Genomic DNA, 19536 nt, shown 5'->3' on the forward strand with positions numbered 1-19536 from the left:
AGTAAATCACAAAAGCCCAACAAGTTCCAAGGCGTGGGCGGTGGAGATGGCCATGCCGCCGTCGCCAAAGCGGTGTGGGTCAGGCCGTTGCTGGTTTGCGCCCGGCGATGAAGGCGGAAAAGCGCTTGTTGATGAAGGGCACGACGGCGAGGACGATTGTGGCCGACATCAGGGGCACCAAGATCAGGCTTCGCTGCCAGATGTCCCAGCCATTGGTCAGGGGCATCAGCAAATAGAGGTAAAGGGTCACCACCGGATAGACGGCCAGGGTCATCAACAGCGTGAGGCGAAGACGGGCGGGGAGGGACATGGATCAACTCCAATCGAAACGATACGTTTCGTTATATATCGAAACGAGCCGTTTCGTTCAAGTCTTTTCTCGCCTGGGGTTTTGCGCCATATAGAGAGCCATGAGCACCGAGCCGGATATCAGCGCCGACAATGACGAGATCGCCCGGCGGTCCATTGGTGCACGGCGCAATCCGGCCAGCCAGGAGGCGATCCTGGACGCGGCGCAGGCCGTGATGCAGGAAGGCGGCATTGCCGGCTTTTCCATCGAGGCGGTGGCACGGCGGGCGCGGGCCGGCAAGCCCACTATCTATCGCTGGTGGCCGCATCGCACGGCGCTGATGCTGGATGTCTACAAGCGTTTCAAGAATGCCCGGTCGTTTCCGGATAGCGGGAGCCTGAGGAGTGATCTCATCAGCTTTCTGGAAGACCACCTGCTCGGGTTCTGGCAGGGGAGCTTGTGCGGCACCGTCTATCGGGCGGTGGTGGCGGAAGCCCAGACCGATCCGGAAGCGGCCAAAGTGCTCAAGGCCTATCAGGCCGAGCGCTTGGCCTATTCGGCCCAGATGGTGGATCGCGCCAAGGCGCGGGGCGAAGTCCCGGCGGCAACCGATGGCGAGTTGATCGTTGATCTGGTGGTGTCCTATGCCTGGCATCAATTGCTGCTGGGCCAGATCGACGATGCCATAGCCCGGGTGCCGACGGTGATCGATACGATCCTTGGCGGCGTGCGGGGCTATCGGGAATAGGCCTGCGCCGGACTGCGTGCCTGTCGCTGGAATGAAAAAAGCCCGGCGCGACGGCCGGGCTTTCCTTGTTTTGGACGGGCAGGTCTACTGACCGGCGGCGGCGTTTTCGGCGGCTTCCTGGGCGTCGAACCTGGCCTTGAGATCAGCATCCTCGATGGTGACTTCGACGCCCGCCATCAGCTCGTCGACCTTTTCGGTAAAGGTGCGCATCAGCAACTGGTTCTGGATCTGCGGGGCCACCTGCTCGAAGGTCGGCGGGGCGGACTGGCGCTTTTCGTCCAGCCGGATGATGTGCCAGCCGAACTGGGACTGGACCGGCGCGGAAATGGCGCCTTCGTCCAGGGCAAAAGCGGCCTCTTCGAAAGGCTGCACCATCATGCCGCGGCCGAAAAAGCCCAGATCGCCGCCATTGGCCGCGCCGGGGTCAATCGAGTGCTCGCGGGCCAGCGTGGCAAAGTCGGCGCCGCCATCAAGTTCGGCCTTGAGGCTATTGGCCTCCTCTTCGCTCTCGACCAGGATGTGGCTGGCGCGAACTTCTTCGACCGGCTCGAATTGCTCGACAAAGGCGTCATATTCGGCCTGGATCGCTTCGTTAGTCACCGAGGCTGCGATGGCCTCGGCGAAATAGGCGCGGCGCAGGGCGCGTTCTTCGAGATAGTCACGGCGCTGGGCGAAGATCTCGGTCTGGTCCATGCCGGCATCGCGGGCCGCGGCGGACATGACCTTCATGTCGATCAGAATGCGTACGAGGAAAGCACGGCGCTCCTCGGGCGGCATTTGCGAGAGCTCCTGGGCCATGTCCTCGGCGGCAAAGCCCAGATCGCCCTCGGTGATGGTCTCATTGCCGACAGTGGCCACAACGGACGTGGGATCGACGGGCGCAGCGGCGTCCTGGGCCAGGGCGCCAAGGGCCGGGGCGGCAGTCAACAGGACGGCGAGGCTGGCGGCGCGCAGCAGGCGCTGGGGGGTAAAGGACATGGGAATCTTGTGTCTCCTTGGCGGGCCTGCAGGGGGCATGGCCAGCATGGTCAGAATTTTTCGGCTCCCCGCTTGCATGGCAAGGGGGCCAAAATGTGCCGGACCGGGGCGCGATCACCCAAGTGTCATCGGAGGGGCGCTTGTCGCCCGCCTGGCCGCACGGGTGCCGAAGGTGTGGCCCATTTCCGATACGTTGACAAGCCTGACCCCCACTCTTACATCTCAGCCGCTTTCATTGAGCATGGGACCGCCAGAAGCGCCCGAAAAGCAAGGCTGGAACCATGCGCGTAATCCGCAAGAGGGAACCGAGAAGGGTTCCCCAAGTTGTGACGAGGCGAAACGGGGCCCGCTAGCGCCCGCATTTATTGCAGGCCGCCCGCTCCACCAGCCCCGCCGCTCACGAACAAAGGACCTTAAAACAATGGCACTTGCTGCGCTTGCCCGTAAATTCTTCGGGTCAACCTCGGACAGGCAGGTCAAGCGGTACCAGGGGAAGGTCGCGGCGATCAACGCGCTGGAGCCGGACCTGGCCAAGCTCAGCGACGATCAGCTCAAGGCGCGAACGGCCGAGTTCAAGGCCCAGCTTGAAAAGGGCGCCAAGCTCGAGGATCTGATCGTGCCGGCCTTTGCCACGGTGCGCGAGGCCTCCAAGCGCGTCCTGGGCATGCGGCATTTCGATGTGCAGCTGATCGGCGGCATGGTGATGAACGACCGCTCAATTGCCGAGATGCGGACGGGCGAAGGCAAGACGCTGGTTGCGACGCTGCCGCTCTATCTCAATGCGCTGACCGGCAAGGGCGCGCATCTGGTGACGGTCAATGACTATCTGGTGCGGCGTGACGCAGCCTGGATGGGCCAGATCTACAATTTCCTGGGCCTTTCCTATGGCGTGATCGTGCATGGGCTGACCGATGCCGAGCGCAAGGCCGCCTATGCCGCCGACATCACCTATGGCACCAATAACGAGCTCGGCTTCGACTATCTGCGCGACAACATGAAATATACCCGTGCCCAGATGGTGCAGCGCGGGCATGAATTCGCCATTGTCGACGAAGTGGACTCGATCCTGATCGATGAGGCGCGCACGCCGCTGATCATTTCGGGCCCGTCCGAAGACCGCTCCGAGCTCTATGTGAAGATCGACAAGCTGATCGAGGTGATCGGCGAGGGCGATTACGAGCTGGACGAAAAGCATCGCGCCGCGACCTTTACCGATCAGGGCGTGGAAAAGCTCGAGGCGGCGCTGCGCGAAGCGGGGCTGCTGCGCGGCGAGTCCATGTATGACGTGGAAAATGTAGCGCTGGTGCATCACGCCAATTCGGCTCTGCGCGCCCACAAGTTGTTCCGCAAGGACAAGGACTATATCGTCCGCGACACGCCGGAAGGCGGCGAGGTGGTGATCATTGACGAGTTCTCGGGCCGCATGATGCCGGGCCGCCGCTATTCGGAAGGCCTGCATCAGGCCCTGGAAGCCAAGGAACAGGTCAAGATCCAGGCCGAAAACCAGACGCTGGCCTCGATCACCTTCCAGAATTATTTCCGCCTCTACACCAAGCTGGCCGGCATGACCGGTACGGCGGCGACCGAGGCCGAGGAATTTGCCGATATCTATAGCCTGGGCGTGACCACGGTACCGACCAATCTGCCGATCCAGCGGATCGACGAGGACGATGCGATCTATCGCACCGCTGAGGAAAAGTTCGAGGCCATCGCCGAATTGATCAAGGAATGCCAGGACCGCGGCCAGCCCGTGCTGGTGGGCACCACCTCGATTGAAAAGAGCGAGATGCTGGCCGAAATCCTGCGCAAGAAGAACGTGGGCCAAATGAACGTGCTCAATGCCCGTCATCACGAGCAGGAAGCCTTTATCGTGGCCGATGCGGGCCTGCCGGGCGCCATTACCATTGCTACCAACATGGCCGGTCGCGGTACCGATATTCAGCTTGGCGGTAATCTGGAAATGCGCATCCAGCGCGAGGCGAGTGAACTCGAGGGCGAAGCGCGCGAGAAAAAAATCGAGCAGATCAAGGCCAAGATTGCCGAAGACAAGGCCAAGGCGCTGGCCGCTGGCGGCCTGATGGTGATCGGCACCGAGCGGCATGAAAGCCGCCGCATCGACAACCAGCTGCGCGGCCGTTCGGGTCGCCAGGGCGATCCGGGGCATTCGAAGTTCTTCCTCAGCCTGCAGGACGACCTGATGCGGATCTTCCCGGTGGATTCGATGGATTCCATGCTGGGCAAGCTGGGGCTCGAACAGGGCGAGAGCATCACCCATCCCTGGGTCACCAAGGCCATTGAGCGGGCCCAGGGCAAGGTCGAGGCGCGCAATTTCGACATCCGCAAGAACATCCTGAAATACGACGATGTGATGAACGATCAGCGCAAGGTGATCTTCGAACAGCGTCTCGAATTCATGGATGCCGAGGACGTCAGCGAGACCATCACCGAGATGCGCCACGATGTCGTGGAGAACATTTCGGCCAAGGCCATGCCGCCGCGTTCCTATCCCGAACAGTGGAACACCGAACAGCTGGCCGCTGCCGCCAAGACCTATCTCAATATCGATATTCCCGCCGCCGAATGGGCCGGCGAGGAAGGCATTGATGCCGAGGCCATGGAACAGCGCATTCGCGAAGCGGCCGACGCGCATATTGCCGCCAAGACCGAGAAATATTCGCCCTCGGTCATGCGGCAGGTGGAAAAGTCGATCCTGCTGCAATCGGTCGACGGTCTCTGGCGCGAGCATCTGGTGATGCTGGACCACCTCTCCAAGGTGGTGGGCTGGCGCGGTGTCGCCCAGCGCGATCCGCTCAACGAATACAAGCAGGAAGCCTATGAACTGTTCCAGGCGCTGCTGGGCAATCTGCGCGAGCTGGTGACCACCCAGATCAGCCATGTCGAATTGCAGATCCGCCAGCCGGAAACGCCACAGGCGCCCGATCCGGCCAAGCTGACCCAGACCCATATCGATCCGCTGACCGGCGAGAATGATGCGGCGGGCGATGCTGCGGCCAGCCGGGACGGGTTGCCGCCGGTGGATCCCAAGCTGCTGGTCGGCGTGTCGCGCAATGCACCCTGCCCCTGCGGGTCGGGCAAGAAGTTCAAGCATTGCCACGGCGCCTTCGCCTGAGGCGGGGCGGTGACCAATCTGCTGGATAGCGATTGGATCGCCATTGACGGAACGCTGGACGCCATCGACTTTAGTGGCTTCGCCGATGATCGCTCACCGGCGGAGCTGGCGCGGCTGGTGTTGAACGCCTATTCACGTCCCGGCGACTGGATGCTGGACCCGTTTGCGGGTCTGGGCACCGGCCTGATCACCGCACAGGCCATGGGCCGGCATTGCGTCGGCTTTGAGCCCAATACCGCGCGAGCCGATTGGGTACGCGAAAGGCTGTGGCCGCCCAACCGGATCATCCAGGCGCCGATCCAGGAATTGGAGGCGCACGAGCTTTCCCGTTTTGCGCTGGTCTATACCAGCCCGCCTTATCCTACGGTGAACCTGGACGACGACCCGTGGGGGCCTAGCTATTTTGCGGATATGAAGGCGATCTTTGCCAGCATTGCGCCCCATGTGGCACCGGGCGGCAGGCTCGTGGTGGAAGTGTCCAATATCCTGACCGAGGACGGCTTTCGTCCTTTGGTGGGACAGATGGCCGAGGCGATCGGCGCAGTTTTGCGGCTGGAACGCGAAGTGGTGCGGATCAACACATCCGGCTGGCCAGCGGGGCCGGGGGTGCAGCACAGTTCATTGCTGATTTTCGGGGCCTAACAGCTCACGCGGATTTCAGCGTAGCCGGTGACACCCTCATCGCCGCCCGAGGTGACCGCGATCATGCAGGGGCTGCCCGGCAGAGGCATGGAGCCGCCCGAGGGCACGGAGGTGCCGTCGGAAAGGGTGATATAGCCATTGTCCACGACGCTGACCTCGACCGTGCCGGGCTGATCGCAGACGGCATAGGCATCGCCCGAGGCCACCAGCAGGCGCATGCCGACCGGGAGGCAATCTTCCTGATTACTGCCGGTAGGGGACACTGCGGGGGGGGCGGAGGCGGTCGTGGGCACCGTTACGTTGGTGTCGGCCAGGGTAGCTTCAAGCTCGGAGAGCCGCTCTTCCAGCGCGGCAAGGCTGCCCTCTTGCCCGCCATTGCGGGTATAAAGATCCAGGCTGACGCGCAGCTCGGCAAGCTCGGTGGAGAGGCGCAGGATCTCCTGCCGGTTCTGGCTGTAGATCCAGCCGGAAAAGGCAAAGGCGGCAATGCCGAACAGCACGGCGCCGAAAGCAAGCAGCCCCGGCAGGCGTGGTGCATGGTGCGGTGCTGCAGGCTCGTGAGTGCGGGCTGGGCGGCCAGCCGGTGTGGATGGCGCAGCCGGGCGCACTTCATCGATGACCACGGCCGCGGAGGCACTGTCAGATTTGGCGCTGTCCGGCTGATCCATCAGGGCCTTCCATGCTCTTGCGGCCCGCAGTCGGCCTCAACTGGGGCAGAACTTTGACCGCCGCATGATCCTGCCGCGGCAGGTTCTGTCAATCAAGGGCGCTGGGTGTCCGGGGTCGGCATGCCGGTTGTCGCCTGGCCGTCGGGTTGGCCACCCGGTTTGCCGCCGAACAGCCCGCCGATATTTTCGCCAATACCGGAGAAGAAACCGGTCACAGCCTGACCGCGAGCCTGGAGCGCTGCCTCTTCGGCTGCCTTGCGCTCGGCTGCGAGCCGGGCGGCTTCCGCCTTGGCGGCCAGATCGGCCTCGTCGGCCTTGAGCTTGGCGGTCAGGGCCGGGCTCTGCACCGAAGGGGGACAGGCGCCGGCGGCGTCGAGCGGGCCGGACCCGGCCGGGTTGAAGATGTATTGCTTTTCGCAGACGTCCCAGACCGGCGGGGTCTTGGTCAGCTCGAAATAATCATGGCCTTCCTTGATGTCCTTCCAGAAGTCCAGATGCGGGCTGGTGGCGTGCCTGGCCATGTTTGCCGTGGTCATGCGGAAGGGGAAGATCTGGAGCTGGAAGCTGGAATTGCCGCCCTTGAAGGTTTCGCGGGCCAGCGCATAGATCTCGGCAATGCCGGCATCGGTCATGGCGTAGCAGCCGCGCGATGAGCAGTCACCATGCACCATCAGGTCCGAGCCGGTGCGGCCATGGGCGCGATCGAACTTGTTGGGAAAGCCGGTGTTGAAGGCGAGATAATAGCTTGAGCGCGGATTCATCAGGCCCGGCGTGATGGTATAGAACCCTTCGGGGCTCTGCCGGTCGCCTTCCTTGAACTTGGGGCCAAGATCGCCCGAATAGGCGCAAATCTCATAGGTCTTGAAGAGGTTGTAGGTGCCCGAGCTGGTCTTCTTCCAGACCTCAAGTACGGATTCTTCCTTGAAGATGCGCACCACCATGCCCTGATTGGGGGCGGAGCCCATATTGCGCAGGCCCTGCACGACACTGCCGGCAAGCGGCACATTGTGGCGGTTGTCGCCGCCCTTGACGAAATTGGAGCAGGCGGCGAGGCCCAGGCTCAGCCAAACAAGGATAACGATGGCGCCGAGGCGATGAATGAAGGTGGCAGTCAAGGATGTCCAGCCCGTCACGAGAACAGCCCGCAGCCGGGCCAATGGTTAGCGCAGTATGACCCGTTGCGGTGAACGAAGCCTTTATCATGGGCGGGTGAAGGGCGGAAGCGGGCGGCGATCACGCGGATGTGTGGATGGCGCCGAGCGTGGCTCGGGTCCACGCTACCCAGCGCTATGCAAAGCCGTTTGCACGGCCCTATTGGTCCGTACCGGCTGGACGATACCTAAAGGCTCGTCCCAATCGCCAGGAACTTCTCGCGGCGGTGTTCGCGGGCCTCGAGACGCGACTTGCCGGCAAAATCCTTGAGGAAGGCGCTGAGGGCGGCGCGCGTGGAATCCATGATGGTTCCGTGGTGGCGGTGGGCGCCGCCGGCCGGCTCAGGGATGATGGCGTCAATGACCCCAAAGCCAAGCAGGTCCTGAGCGGTGATCTTCTGGGCCGTGGCCATGTCCTGCGCCTTGGCGGCGTCGCGGAACAGGATCGAGGCGCCGGCCTCGGGCGAAATCACCGAATAGATGGCGTTTTCGAGCATCAGCACGCGATTGGCCGTGGCAATGGCGATGGCGCCGCCCGAGCCGCCTTCACCAATGATGATGGCAATATTGGGCACACCCAGTTCGAGGCTTTTTTCGGTGGAACGGGCAATAGCCTCGGCCTGGCCGCGTTCCTCGGCGCCGATGCCGGGATAAGCGCCGGAGGTATCGACAAAGGAAATCACCGGAACCGAGAAGCGGTCGGCCATGTCCATGATGCGGACAGCCTTGCGGTAGCCCTCGGGATTGGCCATGCCGAAATTGTGCTTCAAACGCGTTTCGGTGGAATTGCCCTTTTCCTGGCCCAGCACGGCAACTGGTGTGCCGTTGAAACGGCCGAAGCCAGCCTGCAGCGCCGCGTCTTCCCCGAATTTGCGATCGCCGGCCAGCGGGGTCCATTCGGTGATCAGCGCGCGTACATAGTCGGAAAAATGCGGACGCTGCGGATGGCGCGCCACCTGAGTCTTCTGCCAGGGGGTCAGCTTGCGATAAATCTCGACCAGCGCCTCGTCGGCGCGGGCGGACAGCCGGTTCACTTCCTCGTCGATTGACACGGCCTGATCGCTCTGGGCCATCGACTTCAGTTCGGCGATCTTGGCTTCGAGATCGGCAACCGGTTTTTCAAAATCGAGATAAGACTGCATCCCACCGCCCAAAAGGGTCATTGTTCTGGCACGAGGCTCGTTTGCGGCCCATGCATTCTGGCCCGCTGCTCTTGCGCCTTAAAGTGGCCGGAAAGTGGCGACGGAGCAATGCCGAGTCAAGCTCTGGACGCGAAATGGTTGGGATTTGGTGAGCAGAACTCAGCCATTGGCCAGCGGATGGTGGCTTTCGACCAGCTTGCGCAGTTTCTCATCCAGCACATGAGTGTAGATCTGGGTTGTGGAAATGTCGGCATGGCCGAGCAGCATCTGCACCACGCGCAGATCGGCGCCGCCGGCCAGCAAATGACTGGCAAAGGCGTGGCGCAGAACATGCGGGGCGACGCGCGCGGTGGAAATGCCGGCGCGGGCGGCCAGGGCTTTCAGGTCGCGCGCGAAGACCTGGCGGGTGAGATGACCATCCTCCCCCTTGGCAGGAAACAGGAAAAGGCCGGGCTCAAGCATGCCGATCCAAAAGCGCACGGCGTCGCGCGCGCGATCGTTCATGGGCACCACGCGGTCCTTGTTGCCCTTGCCGGTGACGGTGATGAATGCGGCGTCGCGCATCACGGCGGCGCGTTTCAGGCTGACGAGCTCGGAGACACGCAGGCCGGTGGCATAAAGCATTTCGAGCAGCACGTAGAGGCGCTGCGCCGCGACCTGCTTTTGCGGGCTGGCGGGCGTGTTGGCTTCGGTTTCGGCCAGGGTCAGCAGGCGATCGACCTCGGCAAGGGACAGCACCTTGGGTAAAGCGCGGCGGGATTTGGGGCTGGCAACGATGCGGGTGGGATCGTCGCTGCGGATCCCGTCGGCACAGAGAAACTTGTGGAACTGGCGAATGGCCGAAAGGCGCCGGGCGCTGGAGGAAGCTGAAAGCCCCTCGGTCTTGAGATCATCGAGCCAGGCGGTCACGGTGTCGCGCGTGGCGTTCAGCAGGGTCTGGTGCTGTGCCGAGACGAAGGCGGCGTAATGGGTGAGATCGCGCCGATAGGCTTCAATCGTGTTGGCCGCGGCGCCGCGCTCGGCGCTCATCATCTCAAGGAAACTACCGATCAGATGCCCGCCACTCATTGGCCGGTGCCGGGCTCAGAGGTGACATTGGGCCGGGGCAGATTGCCGCCGGGGCGGTTGGTCTCGGTTTCGCCCAGCAGTTCACGGGTCGGAATGCGCTGGCTGACTTCCTTGGGCGTGGGCTCGACAAAGGCGACCAGGGCGAACATGCCTGCATAGACCAGGCCGCCCAGGAAGATCAGGGTGATAAGAAGGCGGATCAGGGAGGGCATGAAGGGTCCTTGCGTGCCGGAACGGCCTGAACACTATGAGCAAAAGGTTGCGGTTGTCTTGTTTTTCCAGCTTCGCCGAAACCGGGCCTCGCGATCAACCCGGGGGTCGGTATGCTTGACAGGCCGGGCCGGGACCGGTTGATAGCGGCCATGATCGGAGGGCGCGGCAGTTGAGCAGAACGGATGGCGGTGGACGGCAGGGCCGGGCCCGGGCATTGGCCAGCCGGCTGAATGGCCGACCACTGGTGCTGGTGGGCATGATGGGGGCCGGCAAGACCACCGTGGGCCGGCGCCTTGCCGCTCGTTTGGGCCGCCAGTTCATCGACAGCGACGAGGAAATCGAACGCGCTGCGCAAATGAGCATCCCGGAAATCTTCGAGCAGCGCGGCGAGGGCGAGTTTCGCGCCGGGGAAATGCGGGTGATTGCCCGGCTGCTCAAGGAAAAGGATATTGTCTTGGCCACCGGGGGCGGCGCTTTCGTCAATGCCGACACCAGGGCGCTGGTCAAGGCCGGTGCAGTGTCAGTTTGGCTTAAGGCCGATCTCGATGTGCTGTTCGAGCGGGTTTCGCGCCGCTCAAACAGGCCCCTGCTCAAGACAGCCGACCCCAGGGGTACGCTCGAAAAACTGATAGAAGATCGCTATCCGATCTATGCCGAAGCGGATCTGACCGTGGTCAGCCGCGATGTGCCACAGGACAATGTTGCGGGGGATGTCATTGTCGCCCTGCTCGACCACTTCAAGAAAGAGCAAGCCTAATCCCATGGCCCAGATCGACCACACAGTTCATGTTGCCCTGGGTGAGCGCGCCTATGACATTCTGATCGGCCCGAAATTGATCGAGGAGGCCGGGGCGATCCTCAAGGAAAAATTCCCGGGCCGGCGCTATGGCATCGTTACCGACGAGATGGTTGCGGCAGCCCAATTGCCACGACTGACCGCGGGCCTCGATGCGGCAGAGCTTTCCTATGACACCATAGTGCTGCCGGCCGGTGAGAGCACCAAGAGCTATGCCATGCTCGAAAAGGTGGTCGAGGGGCTTCTGGCGGCCAAGCTGGAACGCGGCGATCTGGTGATCGCGCTGGGTGGCGGCGTTATTGGCGATCTGGCCGGGTTTGCCGCTGCGGTGACGCGGCGTGGCATGGATTTCGTGCAGGTGCCGACCTCGCTGCTGGCGCAGGTGGACTCCTCTGTGGGCGGCAAGACAGGCATCAATTCACCACATGGCAAGAACCTGGTCGGGGCGTTTCATCAACCCAGGCTGGTGCTGGCGGACCTCTCCGCGCTCGATACGCTCGATCCGCGCCAATTTGCCGCCGGCTATGCCGAAGTGGTCAAATATGGGCTGATCGACGACGCAGAATTTTTTGAATGGCTTGAAGCCAACCGCATGGAAATCTTTGCCGGCGGGCCGGCGCGGGGCGAGGCGATTGCCCGCTGTTGCGCCCATAAGGCGCGGGTGGTGATCGCGGACGAGAAGGAAACCGGCGTCCGGGCCCTGCTCAATCTGGGGCACACCTTCGGCCATGCGCTGGAAAAGGATACCGGCTATTCGAGCCGCCTGCTGCATGGTGAAGGCGTGGCCATCGGCATGGTGCTGGCGCATGGTTTTTCCAACCGGCTCGGGCTGGCGCCGGGGCAGGATGGCGGCCGGGTGAAGGCGCATCTGGTGGCTGCGGGCCTGCCGACGCGCCTTGGTGATATTCCGGGCGAACTCGGCTCAACAGATAAACTGATGGCGGCCATCGCGCAGGACAAGAAGGTGTCGCGCGGCGCGCTGACCTTTATCCTGACCCGCGGCATTGGCCAGGCCTTTATCGAAAAGAATGTCGACCCGCAGGCCGTTCGGGCCTTTCTGGAGGAGATGCGCACAAAATGAGCCTCACCCTTTGGCTAACTTCTGGCGGCATCCTCTTGCTGCTGGCGATGAGTTTTTTCTTTTCTGGCTCGGAAACCGCGCTGACGGCGGCTTCGCGGGCGCGCATGCACCAGCTTTCGCGCGCTGGCGACAAGAGGGCAGCGCTGGTTGAGCAATTGTCCAGCCAGAAGGAGCGGCTGATCGGGGCGATCCTTCTGGGCAACAACATCGTCAATATTCTGGCCTCGACCCTGGCTGCCAGCGTGCTGATTGCCCTGTTCGGCGAGGCCGGCATTGCCTATGCCACGATCGCCATGACGGCGGCCGTGGTGGTGTTTTCCGAGGTGCTGCCCAAGACACTGGCACTGATGCGGCCCGATGGTTTCGCGCTCACTGTCTCGCCGGTGATCCGCGTGGTGGTGATCGTGTTTGCGCCGGTGACCCTGGCAGTGCAGGCCATCGTCAATGCCATCCTCAGGCTCTTCGGGCTCGATGCGAGCAATGTCAGTGCGATCTCGGGGCATGACGAAATCCGCGGTACGCTGGACCTGCTGCATTCGGAAGGCGAAGTGGTCAAGGGTGACCGCGACATGCTGGGCGGCCTGCTGGACCTGCGCGACCTGGTGGTCAGCGATGTGATGGTGCATCGCACCCAGATGCTGGCGCTCGACGCCACCATGAGCGCCGATGAGCTGGTCAAGGCGGTACTGGAAAGCGCCTATACCCGCATACCGCTCTATCAGGGCGAAACCGACGATATTGTCGGCATCATTCACGCCAAAGACGTGCTGCGCGCGCTGATTGCGGTGGATGGGGACGCCTCACGCGTCGATATCCGACAGATCATGACCAAGCCCTGGTTCATCCCCCAGTCCACCGCCGTGCAGGTTCAGCTCTCGGCGTTCTTGAAACGCCATTCGCATATGGCGCTGGTGCTGGACGAATATGGCGTGCTCGAAGGGCTGGTGACGCTTGAGGACATCATCGAGGAAATCGTCGGCGACATTTCCGACGAGCATGACGAGCCGGACGACGAAGCCGTGTTCGGCATCGACAAGCAGGACGATGGCAGCTTCATCGTCGATGCCAGTATCGCCATTCGTGATATCAATCGCCTGCTGGACTGGGACCTGCCGGACGAGCACGCCAACACCGTGGCCGGCATTGTCATCAACGCCGCAAAGCTCATTCCCGAGCCGGGCCACCAGGTGGAAGCGCATGGCTTTTCCTTCCTGGTGCTGGAGCGGGACCGGCAGCGGGTGTCCAAAGTGCGGATCACCCCCCGAATGGAGGGTGGCGACGCGCCGGCGGATTGACTATATGGAAGACGTCGGCAGCACCTCGATGGCGAGGGCATGCACGCTGGACTTCAATTCATCGTCAAGCGCTTCGTTCACCGCACGGTGTTGCGCTACGCGGCTTAGCCCGTCAAAATTGCGGGTCGCGATTCTGACACGAAAATGGGTTTCACCGCCCTCGCGCCAACCGGCATGACCGTGGTGAGACTGGGATTCATCGATCACCTCCAGATGGAGGGGAGCGAATTTTTCGGTGAGCTTGGCGTGGATCGTGTCCGTCATGGACATGGTGTCGGCTCCGATATCTGACTGAAGACACAACTAGGCACAATGAAACAGCAATCCAAGCTCTTCGATAACATTCGCATTCGGCCGCGGCGGGAAGAAAAGCCCGAACCGGTCGAGGTGCAGTGCGACTGGGAAGGCTGTGAAGCGGCCGGCGAGTTCAGGGCGCCCAAGGGTGCGGGCTCGGAGGGGCAGTATCACAATTTCTGCCTCGAACATGTTCGGCACTACAACAAGGCGTTCAACTATTTCGCCGGCATGAGCCCTGATGAGCTGGACGAGGCGCTGCATACCCCGCCCAAGGCCGAATCACGATCAAGCTTTGCCACCGGCAATCCCGGTGCAGTCCGTGCAGCCGGGCGCAATGCGGCCAAGCCGGGCGACAAATATGGTGATCCGTTCGGCGTTTTCGCGCGCTATCGCTATCAGCAGTCCAAGCGCCCGGCGACCGAGCGGGTCAAGCCGCTCAACGAGCCGGACCGCCGGGCGCTCGAAGTGCTGGGCTTTACCGCTCATGCCAAATCCGACGAGATCAAGCGGGCCTATAAGGACCTGGTCAAGAAGCACCATCCGGACGTCAATGGGGGTGACGCTTCTTCGGAAGAACGCCTGCGCTCGGTGATCGCGGCCTATACCCATCTGAAGAAGCAGGGGTTCGTGGTGCGCTAGCATCACCCCGGCCTCACTATCCCGAGGCTACCCGCGCCGTCACATTGCTGCTATAGAGCCCCCGCCTTCGCAGAATTTTTCCTTGCATTTCCAAGAGCCCGACCATGACTGAATTCGCCAATTTGCCCGATACCGAATACCAGGCGCGGGATCTGTTCGGGATCGACACGGACATGGTGGTCAAGGGTTACAAGGAACGCACCGACCACGTGCCGCCGATTGATCCGGACTATCTGTTCGACCGCAATACCACGCTGGCGATCCTGGCCGGCTTTGCCTATAACCGCCGCGTCATGGTGCAGGGCTATCACGGCACGGGCAAATCCACCCATATCGAGCAGGTCGCTGCCCGGCTGAACTGGCCTTTGGTGCGCGTGAACCTGGACAGCCACGTGTCGCGCATCGATCTGGTCGGCAAGGACGCCATTGTCCTCAAGGATGGCAAGCAGATCACCGAATTCCGCGACGGCATTCTGCCCTGGGCCGTGCAAAACAATATCGCGCTGGTGTTCGACGAATATGATGCCGGTCGCCCGGACGTGATGTTCGTGATCCAGCGCGTGCTGGAGCAGTCGGGCCGGCTGACCCTGCTCGACCAGAACCGGGTGATCATTCCGCACCCTTCCTTCCGCCTGTTCTCGACCACCAATACTATTGGTTTGGGCGATACTTCCGGCCTCTATCACGGCACGCAGCAGATCAATCAGGGGCAGATGGACCGCTGGAGCATCGTGACGACGCTCAACTATCTGCCGCATGACAAGGAAGTCGGCATCGTCCTGGCCAAGAACAAGGCTTATGGCGAAACCGAAAAGGGCAAAAAGCAGATCGCCAATATGGTGCGTCTGGCGGATCTGACCCGTTCGGCTTTCATCAATGGCGATATTTCGACGGTCATGTCGCCCCGCGGTGTCATCACCTGGGCCGAAAACGCTGTCATTTTCGGTGGCGATATCGGCTTTGCCTTCCGGTTGACCTTCCTGAACAAATGCGACGAGCTCGAACGCCCGGTGGTGGCCGAGTTCTACCAGCGCGTGTTCGGCGAAGACCTGCCGGAAAGCTCCGCAAATCTCGCGGTGATGGCTTAATCCAGCGCGCACGACCTCGCCCTTCGGCAGGCTCAGGGCGAGGCCTACTGTGAATTCTGCGTCGTCTCGTGGACCTCATGGTGAGCTTGTCGAACCATGAGGTCGCGGCCACCAAGGCAAATGATTCATGGCAAACCCACCACCGCGCAGCAAAGCCAACAAGCCCGACCAGACCCAGGCGTTCAAGAGCGCCATGGGCGCGACGGTGCGCGCAATCGGGGCGAAGCCGGAGCTTGAGGTGAGCTTTACCGCTGACCGGCCGCTGCTGACCTCGGACAAGGCGCGGCTGGCCAATCTGCCGCGCCTGCCGACCCGGCGCGATATCGCCATTGCCCGCGGGCAGGGCGATGCCATGGCCATGCGGCTGGCCAGCCATGATCCAGATTCCCATCGCAAGCGGGCGCCCATGGACCCGCAGGCGCGGGCGGCCTTTGACGCGCTCGAACAGGCGCGGGTGGAATCGCTGGGCTGCATTCGCATGCCGGGCATGGTGGGCAATATCCACGAAATGCTGGAAGACCGGCTGTTCCGCGCCAATTTCGCCGAGGTCAACGACAAGGGCGATGCGCCTTTGGCCGAGGCGCTGGGGCTGATGCTGCGCGAGAGACTGGCCGGGGTCGAGGTGCCGCCCTCGGGCCATGCGCTGGTGGATCTGTGGCGCAAGGAGATCGAGGCCAAGGCCGGTTCCTCGATTGAAAAGCTGCTTGAGACCTATGAGAGCCAGGAGGATTTCTCGCGGGCGGCGCGTGCCGTGCTGCGTGACCTCAACCTGATCGCCGAGAGCGATATGGAAGACCCGTCGGACAGCGATGAGGACGCGGCCGAGGACAATCAGCCCGAGCAGGCGCAGGGTTCCGAAAAGGACCAGGAGCAGGGCGAGGGCGAGAACGAACAGTCCGAGAGCGAGGACGATCAGCAGGCGGGCGAAAGCGAAGAGAGCGGCGATGTCGAGGGCATGGAAGCCGACATGGCCGATAGCGACGAGGACGCCGAGGCCGAAGCGGGCGAGGATGCGCCCATGCCACCGCCCGCCAAGGATGGTGGCGAGCGGCTGTCCAACCAGTTTAACTACAAGGTTTTCACGCAGAAATATGACGAGATCGTCAAGGCGGCCGAGCTGTGCCCGCCCGACGAGCTTGATCAGTTGCGTGCCCTGCTCGACAAGCAGCTCGAAAACCTTGCCGGCGCCGTGGCGCGGCTGGCCAACAAGCTGCAGCGCCGGCTGATGGCCAAGCAGAACCGGAGCTGGCAGTTCGATCTCGAGGAGGGGCTGCTCGATACGGCGCGCCTCACCCGCGTGGTCACCGATCCGCTGCAGGCGCTCAGCTTCAAGGTCGAGAACGACACCGAGTTCCGCGACACCGTGGTGACGCTGCTGATCGACAATTCGGGTTCGATGCGCGGCCGGCCGATCACCATTGCGGCGATCTGTGGCGACATTCTTGCGCGCACGCTCGAGCGATGCGGGGTGAAGGTCGAGATTCTGGGCTTTACCACCCGCGCCTGGAAGGGCGGCAAGAGCCGTGAAGCATGGCTGGAGGCCAATCGCCCGCCCAATCCGGGCCGGGTCAACGACATTCGCCACATCATCTACAAGGCGGCTGATGAGCCATGGCGCCATGCGCGGCGCAATCTGGGCCTGATGATGCGCGAGGGGCTGCTGAAGGAAAACATCGATGGCGAAGCGCTTGAATGGGCGCGCAAGCGCTTGATGGCGCGGCCCGAGCAGCGCCGCATCATGATGGTGATTTCCGATGGCGCGCCGGTGGATGACTCGACCCAGTCAGTCAATGCCGGCAATTATCTCGAGGCCCATCTGCGGCAGGTGATCGAGGATATCGAGACCCGCTCGCCGATCCAGTTGGTGGCCGTGGGCATTGGCCACGACGTGACGCGCTATTACCGGCGTGCCGTGACCCTGCTCGATGCCGAGGAACTGGCCGGTGCGCTGACCGATGAACTGGCGGCGCTGTTCGACGAGGAACTGCCGGCCCAGACGCGACGGCGGGCCCGGGGATGATGCTGCGGGCCGCAACTGCCGTGGCAATGTTGGTTCTGGCCTTGCCGGCCGGGGCGATGGAGTTGATGGTCAGTGCCGCCCCCGTCACACGGTTCAAGGGCGCAGAACTGGACCAGCCGGTCGACCGGCTGATCTTTCGCGGTGGCCTCACACTGCAAAGTCCGGTCGATACTTTTGGCGGCTTGTCGAGCGTGACCGTCACTGGACCGGACCAGCGCATTGCCTTCGTGTCCGACCGGGGCAACTTCATTTCCGGACGATTGGCCTATGACGAGGCGGACCGGCTGATCGGGTTGATCGGGGTCACGATCGAGCCGATGCAGAATTCGGGCGGCACCGTCCTGCCGCGCCAGTTTGCCCGCGATGCCGAAGGCATGGACACCGTCTGGCGCGACGGCGAGCCCTATGCGGTGCGCGTGGGGTTTGAACATCTGACGCGGGTGGCCGATTTTGTCATCACCGATGGGCGGCCGGGTGGTGCGGCGCGGGAAGTCAGCATTCCGCAATGGCTGACCGATCTGAGGACCAATGAAAGTCTGGAATCGGTCTGCATTGCCCCAGAGGCATCGCCCATTGCCGGCTCCACCCTGCTGCTGACCGAAGAAGCGCTGGACAGCAATGGCAATCATCGCGGTGAGTTGCTTGGCGTCAACGACAAGGGACCGATCGGCTATACCAACAGCCCAATCGTCAATCCAACCGACTGCAAATTCCTGCCCAATGGCGATCTGCTGGTGCTCGAGCGCGGTGTGTCGCTGTTTGCCTTCGTAATGAATTTGCGGCTGGTGCCCGCCGATCACGTGCGGCCGGGCAATCTAATGCGCGGCGAATTGCTGGTTTCGGCGCAAGGCGGCGAAATTGACAATATGGAAAGCCTGCTGGTGCACGAAACGCCTGGCGGCGAGACGCGCATCCTCATCGGCTCTGACAATAATTTCAACGATTGGCAGCGCAATCTCATTCTGGAGTTCGCGCTGCCACAGGACTAGCTCGGCCTTCGGTCAGGTATCAGGCCGCCACGGGCATCTTGCGCAACACCAGGTCGCGGATGGTCTTGTAGGGCGCCAGCATCAGCACCGCCATCACCAGCTTGACCAGGAAGTCGCCCAGTGCGAGGGACTGCCAGAGTTCGACTTCCGGGCCGATGCCGAGCAGCGGGGCGGGGAAGGCGAGCGAAGAGTCTTCCATGCCGAACAGCGCATCGATGCCGGCAAAGGCCGGGGCCATGGCGAGGCCGAAGAACAGCACCGTGTCGAGCGCCGAGGAAACCAGCGAAGAGAACATCGGGGCATGCCACCAGGCGCCGTTGCGCAGCCGGTGGAATATCGAGATGTCGAGCAATTGAGCGACCAGGAATGCCGAACCCGAGGCGACGGCGATGCGCGGGGTGGCCAGCCAGATCGAGAGGATCACTGCCACGGCAAAGCCGGCCACCACGACGAGCCGGGCACGCTGCGGGCCAAAGGCGCGATTGGAGAGGTCGGTGACGAGGAATGCCACGGGATAGGTGAAGGCACCCCAGGTGAGGATGTCACCAAGGTTGACGCCACCGAGCATGGCGTCGACGGGGAACTGGACCAGGAAATTGGAGGCGGCGACGACGGCCACCATGGCGGCAATGGCCACCAGGAAACGAGACAGCATTGGACTACCTTCATCATGTTCCGCAGACCGGCATCAGACCGGGGCGGGCGTTGATGGTGGGCCGAACGGGCGGCGACACCGGATTTTTGCCATGCCCGACTGGGGCGGCAGGGGAAGCCAGGCTTCCTAAAAAACAAGACCGCGTGGCAGTTGCCCACCACGCGGCCGAAAACTACAGGTGGAAATCGCTTAGCCAGCGAGCGTGGCGCGGATTTCCTTCTTCAGGCCCAGAGCCAGCGGGGACAGGTCGGCGTCGTCCTGCTTGAGCAGGAAGGCGTCCAGACCACCGCGATGCTCGACGGTGCGCAGAGCGGAGGTGGCGATACGAAGCTTGACCGGACGATTGAGTGCGTCCGAAAGCAGGGTGACGTTCACCAGATTGGGGAGAAAGCGGCGGCGGGTACGGTTGAGGGCGTGCGAAACATTGTTGCCCACCATAACACCCTTGCCGGTCAGTTCGCAGCGACGTGCCATTGGTTCGATCCTGTTTGTGTAAAGGTCCTGCGTGGCGGGGACGTCCCGCTACGGGCCTCGATTGTGATGAAATCTCGCGGGTCTTTAGAGAATTGGGGGGCATCCGTCAAGCAAAGAGGCCCGACAAAGCGGCGCGAGCGCCTTGCTTGTGCCCGGTATGGACGGCAGTTTGG

The 19536-nt window shown here is 62.6% G+C and carries 20 protein-coding genes; 10 read left to right on the top strand and 10 right to left on the bottom strand.

Annotated elements, in window-relative coordinates; all coding sequences use genetic code 11:
- Positions 1-79 precede the first annotated feature (79 nt).
- Entirely contained in the window at positions 80-310 is a 231-nt protein-coding gene (locus tag GO014_RS10745) for a putative antibiotic biosynthesis monooxygenase (protein WP_116587271.1), read from the bottom strand.
- Positions 311-410: 100 nt separating this feature from the next.
- On the opposite strand from GO014_RS10745, the gene GO014_RS10750 reads away from it, so the two are divergent.
- Positions 411-1037 carry a TetR/AcrR family transcriptional regulator gene (locus GO014_RS10750; protein WP_157290307.1) on the top strand — a complete coding sequence of 209 codons (627 nt, stop codon included), beginning with the start codon at positions 411-413 and terminating at the stop codon, positions 1035-1037.
- An 84-nt stretch (positions 1038-1121) separates the two neighbouring features.
- On the opposite strand, the gene GO014_RS10755 is transcribed toward GO014_RS10750, so the two are convergent.
- Positions 1122-2015 carry a peptidylprolyl isomerase gene (locus GO014_RS10755; protein WP_157290308.1) on the bottom strand — a complete coding sequence of 298 codons (894 nt, stop codon included), beginning with the start codon at positions 2013-2015 and terminating at the stop codon, positions 1122-1124.
- A 421-nt stretch (positions 2016-2436) separates the two neighbouring features.
- On the opposite strand from GO014_RS10755, the gene secA reads away from it, so the two are divergent.
- A complete protein-coding gene (gene secA, locus GO014_RS10760) occupies positions 2437-5145 on the top strand; it encodes a preprotein translocase subunit SecA (RefSeq protein ID WP_157290309.1) in 2709 nt (902 codons plus the stop codon).
- 9 nt (positions 5146-5154) lie between these two features.
- Positions 5155-5787 carry a DNA methyltransferase gene (locus GO014_RS10765; protein ID WP_157290310.1) on the top strand — a complete coding sequence of 211 codons (633 nt, stop codon included), beginning with the start codon at positions 5155-5157 and terminating at the stop codon, positions 5785-5787.
- Here GO014_RS10765 and GO014_RS10770 read toward each other — a convergent pair.
- From GO014_RS10770 to GO014_RS19565, 5 genes are all read right to left on the bottom strand, one after another.
- Complete coding sequence (locus tag GO014_RS10770; RefSeq protein ID WP_157290311.1) at positions 5784-6455, bottom strand: hypothetical protein; 672 nt, start codon at positions 6453-6455, stop codon at positions 5784-5786. The genes GO014_RS10765 and GO014_RS10770 overlap by 4 nt on opposite strands.
- 92 nt (positions 6456-6547) lie before the next feature.
- Entirely contained in the window at positions 6548-7570 is a 1023-nt protein-coding gene (locus tag GO014_RS19560) for a L,D-transpeptidase family protein (RefSeq protein WP_179952952.1), read from the bottom strand.
- A gap of 224 nt (positions 7571-7794) precedes the next feature.
- Positions 7795-8748, bottom strand: a complete 954-nt coding sequence (locus GO014_RS10780) for an acetyl-CoA carboxylase carboxyltransferase subunit alpha (protein ID WP_157290312.1) — start codon at positions 8746-8748, stop codon at positions 7795-7797.
- A gap of 159 nt (positions 8749-8907) precedes the next feature.
- On the bottom strand, positions 8908-9816 hold the full coding sequence (locus GO014_RS10785) for a site-specific tyrosine recombinase XerD (protein WP_157290313.1): 909 nt from the start codon (positions 9814-9816) through the stop codon (positions 8908-8910).
- Positions 9813-10028, bottom strand: coding sequence for a histidine kinase (locus GO014_RS19565; protein WP_343030906.1), 216 nt, complete (start codon positions 10026-10028; stop codon positions 9813-9815). The genes GO014_RS10785 and GO014_RS19565 overlap by 4 nt, the downstream gene beginning before the upstream one ends.
- Positions 10029-10198: 170 nt before the next feature.
- Between GO014_RS19565 and GO014_RS10795 the strand changes: the two genes are divergently transcribed.
- The 3 genes from GO014_RS10795 to GO014_RS10805 are packed head-to-tail and all read left to right on the top strand — an operon-like array spanning position 10199 to position 13201.
- The gene (locus tag GO014_RS10795) at positions 10199-10786 is read left to right on the top strand and encodes a shikimate kinase (protein WP_116587264.1); all 588 of its coding nucleotides are present in this window, start codon (positions 10199-10201) and stop codon (positions 10784-10786) included.
- A gap of 4 nt (positions 10787-10790) precedes the next feature.
- Positions 10791-11906, top strand: a complete 1116-nt coding sequence (gene aroB / locus GO014_RS10800) for a 3-dehydroquinate synthase (protein WP_157290314.1) — start codon at positions 10791-10793, stop codon at positions 11904-11906.
- Entirely contained in the window at positions 11903-13201 is a 1299-nt protein-coding gene (locus tag GO014_RS10805; protein WP_157290315.1) for an HlyC/CorC family transporter, read from the top strand. Before aroB ends, GO014_RS10805 begins: the two co-directional genes overlap by 4 nt.
- On the opposite strand, the gene GO014_RS10810 is transcribed toward GO014_RS10805, so the two are convergent.
- On the bottom strand, positions 13202-13471 hold the full coding sequence (locus GO014_RS10810; protein ID WP_104892967.1) for a BolA family protein: 270 nt from the start codon (positions 13469-13471) through the stop codon (positions 13202-13204). It abuts the gene before it with no gap.
- Between the two features lie 42 nt (positions 13472-13513).
- Here GO014_RS10810 and GO014_RS10815 point away from each other — a divergent pair, with 42 nt between their 5' ends.
- From GO014_RS10815 to GO014_RS10830, 4 genes are all read left to right on the top strand, one after another.
- Complete coding sequence (locus tag GO014_RS10815) at positions 13514-14137, top strand: J domain-containing protein (RefSeq protein WP_157290316.1); 624 nt, start codon at positions 13514-13516, stop codon at positions 14135-14137.
- 104 nt (positions 14138-14241) lie between these two features.
- On the top strand, positions 14242-15225 hold the full coding sequence (gene cobS / locus GO014_RS10820; protein ID WP_157290317.1) for a cobaltochelatase subunit CobS: 984 nt from the start codon (positions 14242-14244) through the stop codon (positions 15223-15225).
- Positions 15226-15352: 127 nt separating this feature from the next.
- Positions 15353-17245: a cobaltochelatase subunit CobT gene (gene cobT / locus GO014_RS10825; protein ID WP_116587259.1), complete on the top strand. Its 1893-nt coding sequence runs from the start codon at positions 15353-15355 to the stop codon at positions 17243-17245.
- Entirely contained in the window at positions 17245-18234 is a 990-nt protein-coding gene (locus tag GO014_RS10830) for an esterase-like activity of phytase family protein (RefSeq protein WP_179952953.1), read from the top strand. Before cobT ends, GO014_RS10830 begins: the two co-directional genes overlap by 1 nt.
- A gap of 19 nt (positions 18235-18253) precedes the next feature.
- Here GO014_RS10830 and GO014_RS10835 read toward each other — a convergent pair whose 3' ends face one another.
- Both GO014_RS10835 and rpmB read right to left on the bottom strand, forming a co-directional pair.
- Complete coding sequence (locus GO014_RS10835) at positions 18254-18889, bottom strand: VUT family protein (RefSeq protein WP_116587257.1); 636 nt, start codon at positions 18887-18889, stop codon at positions 18254-18256.
- 189 nt (positions 18890-19078) lie between these two features.
- On the bottom strand, positions 19079-19363 hold the full coding sequence (gene rpmB / locus GO014_RS10840; protein WP_104892973.1) for a 50S ribosomal protein L28: 285 nt from the start codon (positions 19361-19363) through the stop codon (positions 19079-19081).
- Positions 19364-19536 lie beyond the last annotated feature (173 nt).

Origin of the sequence: Devosia marina (genome assembly GCF_009758415.1) — a bacterium.
In the GTDB taxonomy this organism is placed as follows: Bacteria; Pseudomonadota; Alphaproteobacteria; order Rhizobiales; family Devosiaceae; genus Devosia; species Devosia marina.

Excerpts from the sequence above, each read along its gene's own strand:
- cobT (WP_116587259.1), top strand. The coding sequence starts at position 15,353 with ATGGCAAACCCACCACCGCGCAGCAAAGCCAACAAGCCCGACCAGACC.
- GO014_RS10805 (WP_157290315.1), top strand. The coding sequence starts at position 11,903 with ATGAGCCTCACCCTTTGGCTAACTTCTGGCGGCATCCTCTTGCTGCTG.
- GO014_RS10780 (WP_157290312.1), bottom strand. The coding sequence starts at position 8,748 with ATGCAGTCTTATCTCGATTTTGAAAAACCGGTTGCCGATCTCGAAGCC.
- GO014_RS10835 (WP_116587257.1), bottom strand. The coding sequence starts at position 18,889 with ATGCTGTCTCGTTTCCTGGTGGCCATTGCCGCCATGGTGGCCGTCGTC.
- GO014_RS10810 (WP_104892967.1), bottom strand. The coding sequence starts at position 13,471 with ATGTCCATGACGGACACGATCCACGCCAAGCTCACCGAAAAATTCGCT.
- aroB (WP_157290314.1), top strand. The coding sequence starts at position 10,791 with ATGGCCCAGATCGACCACACAGTTCATGTTGCCCTGGGTGAGCGCGCC.
- GO014_RS10755 (WP_157290308.1), bottom strand. The coding sequence starts at position 2,015 with ATGTCCTTTACCCCCCAGCGCCTGCTGCGCGCCGCCAGCCTCGCCGTC.
- GO014_RS10830 (WP_179952953.1), top strand. The coding sequence starts at position 17,245 with ATGCTGCGGGCCGCAACTGCCGTGGCAATGTTGGTTCTGGCCTTGCCG.
- GO014_RS10785 (WP_157290313.1), bottom strand. The coding sequence starts at position 9,816 with ATGAGTGGCGGGCATCTGATCGGTAGTTTCCTTGAGATGATGAGCGCC.
- GO014_RS19565 (WP_343030906.1), bottom strand. The coding sequence starts at position 10,028 with ATGCCCTCCCTGATCCGCCTTCTTATCACCCTGATCTTCCTGGGCGGC.
- cobS (WP_157290317.1), top strand. The coding sequence starts at position 14,242 with ATGACTGAATTCGCCAATTTGCCCGATACCGAATACCAGGCGCGGGAT.
- GO014_RS10745 (WP_116587271.1), bottom strand. The coding sequence starts at position 310 with ATGTCCCTCCCCGCCCGTCTTCGCCTCACGCTGTTGATGACCCTGGCC.
- GO014_RS10770 (WP_157290311.1), bottom strand. The coding sequence starts at position 6,455 with ATGGATCAGCCGGACAGCGCCAAATCTGACAGTGCCTCCGCGGCCGTG.
- rpmB (WP_104892973.1), bottom strand. The coding sequence starts at position 19,363 with ATGGCACGTCGCTGCGAACTGACCGGCAAGGGTGTTATGGTGGGCAAC.
- GO014_RS10815 (WP_157290316.1), top strand. The coding sequence starts at position 13,514 with ATGAAACAGCAATCCAAGCTCTTCGATAACATTCGCATTCGGCCGCGG.
- GO014_RS10750 (WP_157290307.1), top strand. The coding sequence starts at position 411 with ATGAGCACCGAGCCGGATATCAGCGCCGACAATGACGAGATCGCCCGG.
- secA (WP_157290309.1), top strand. The coding sequence starts at position 2,437 with ATGGCACTTGCTGCGCTTGCCCGTAAATTCTTCGGGTCAACCTCGGAC.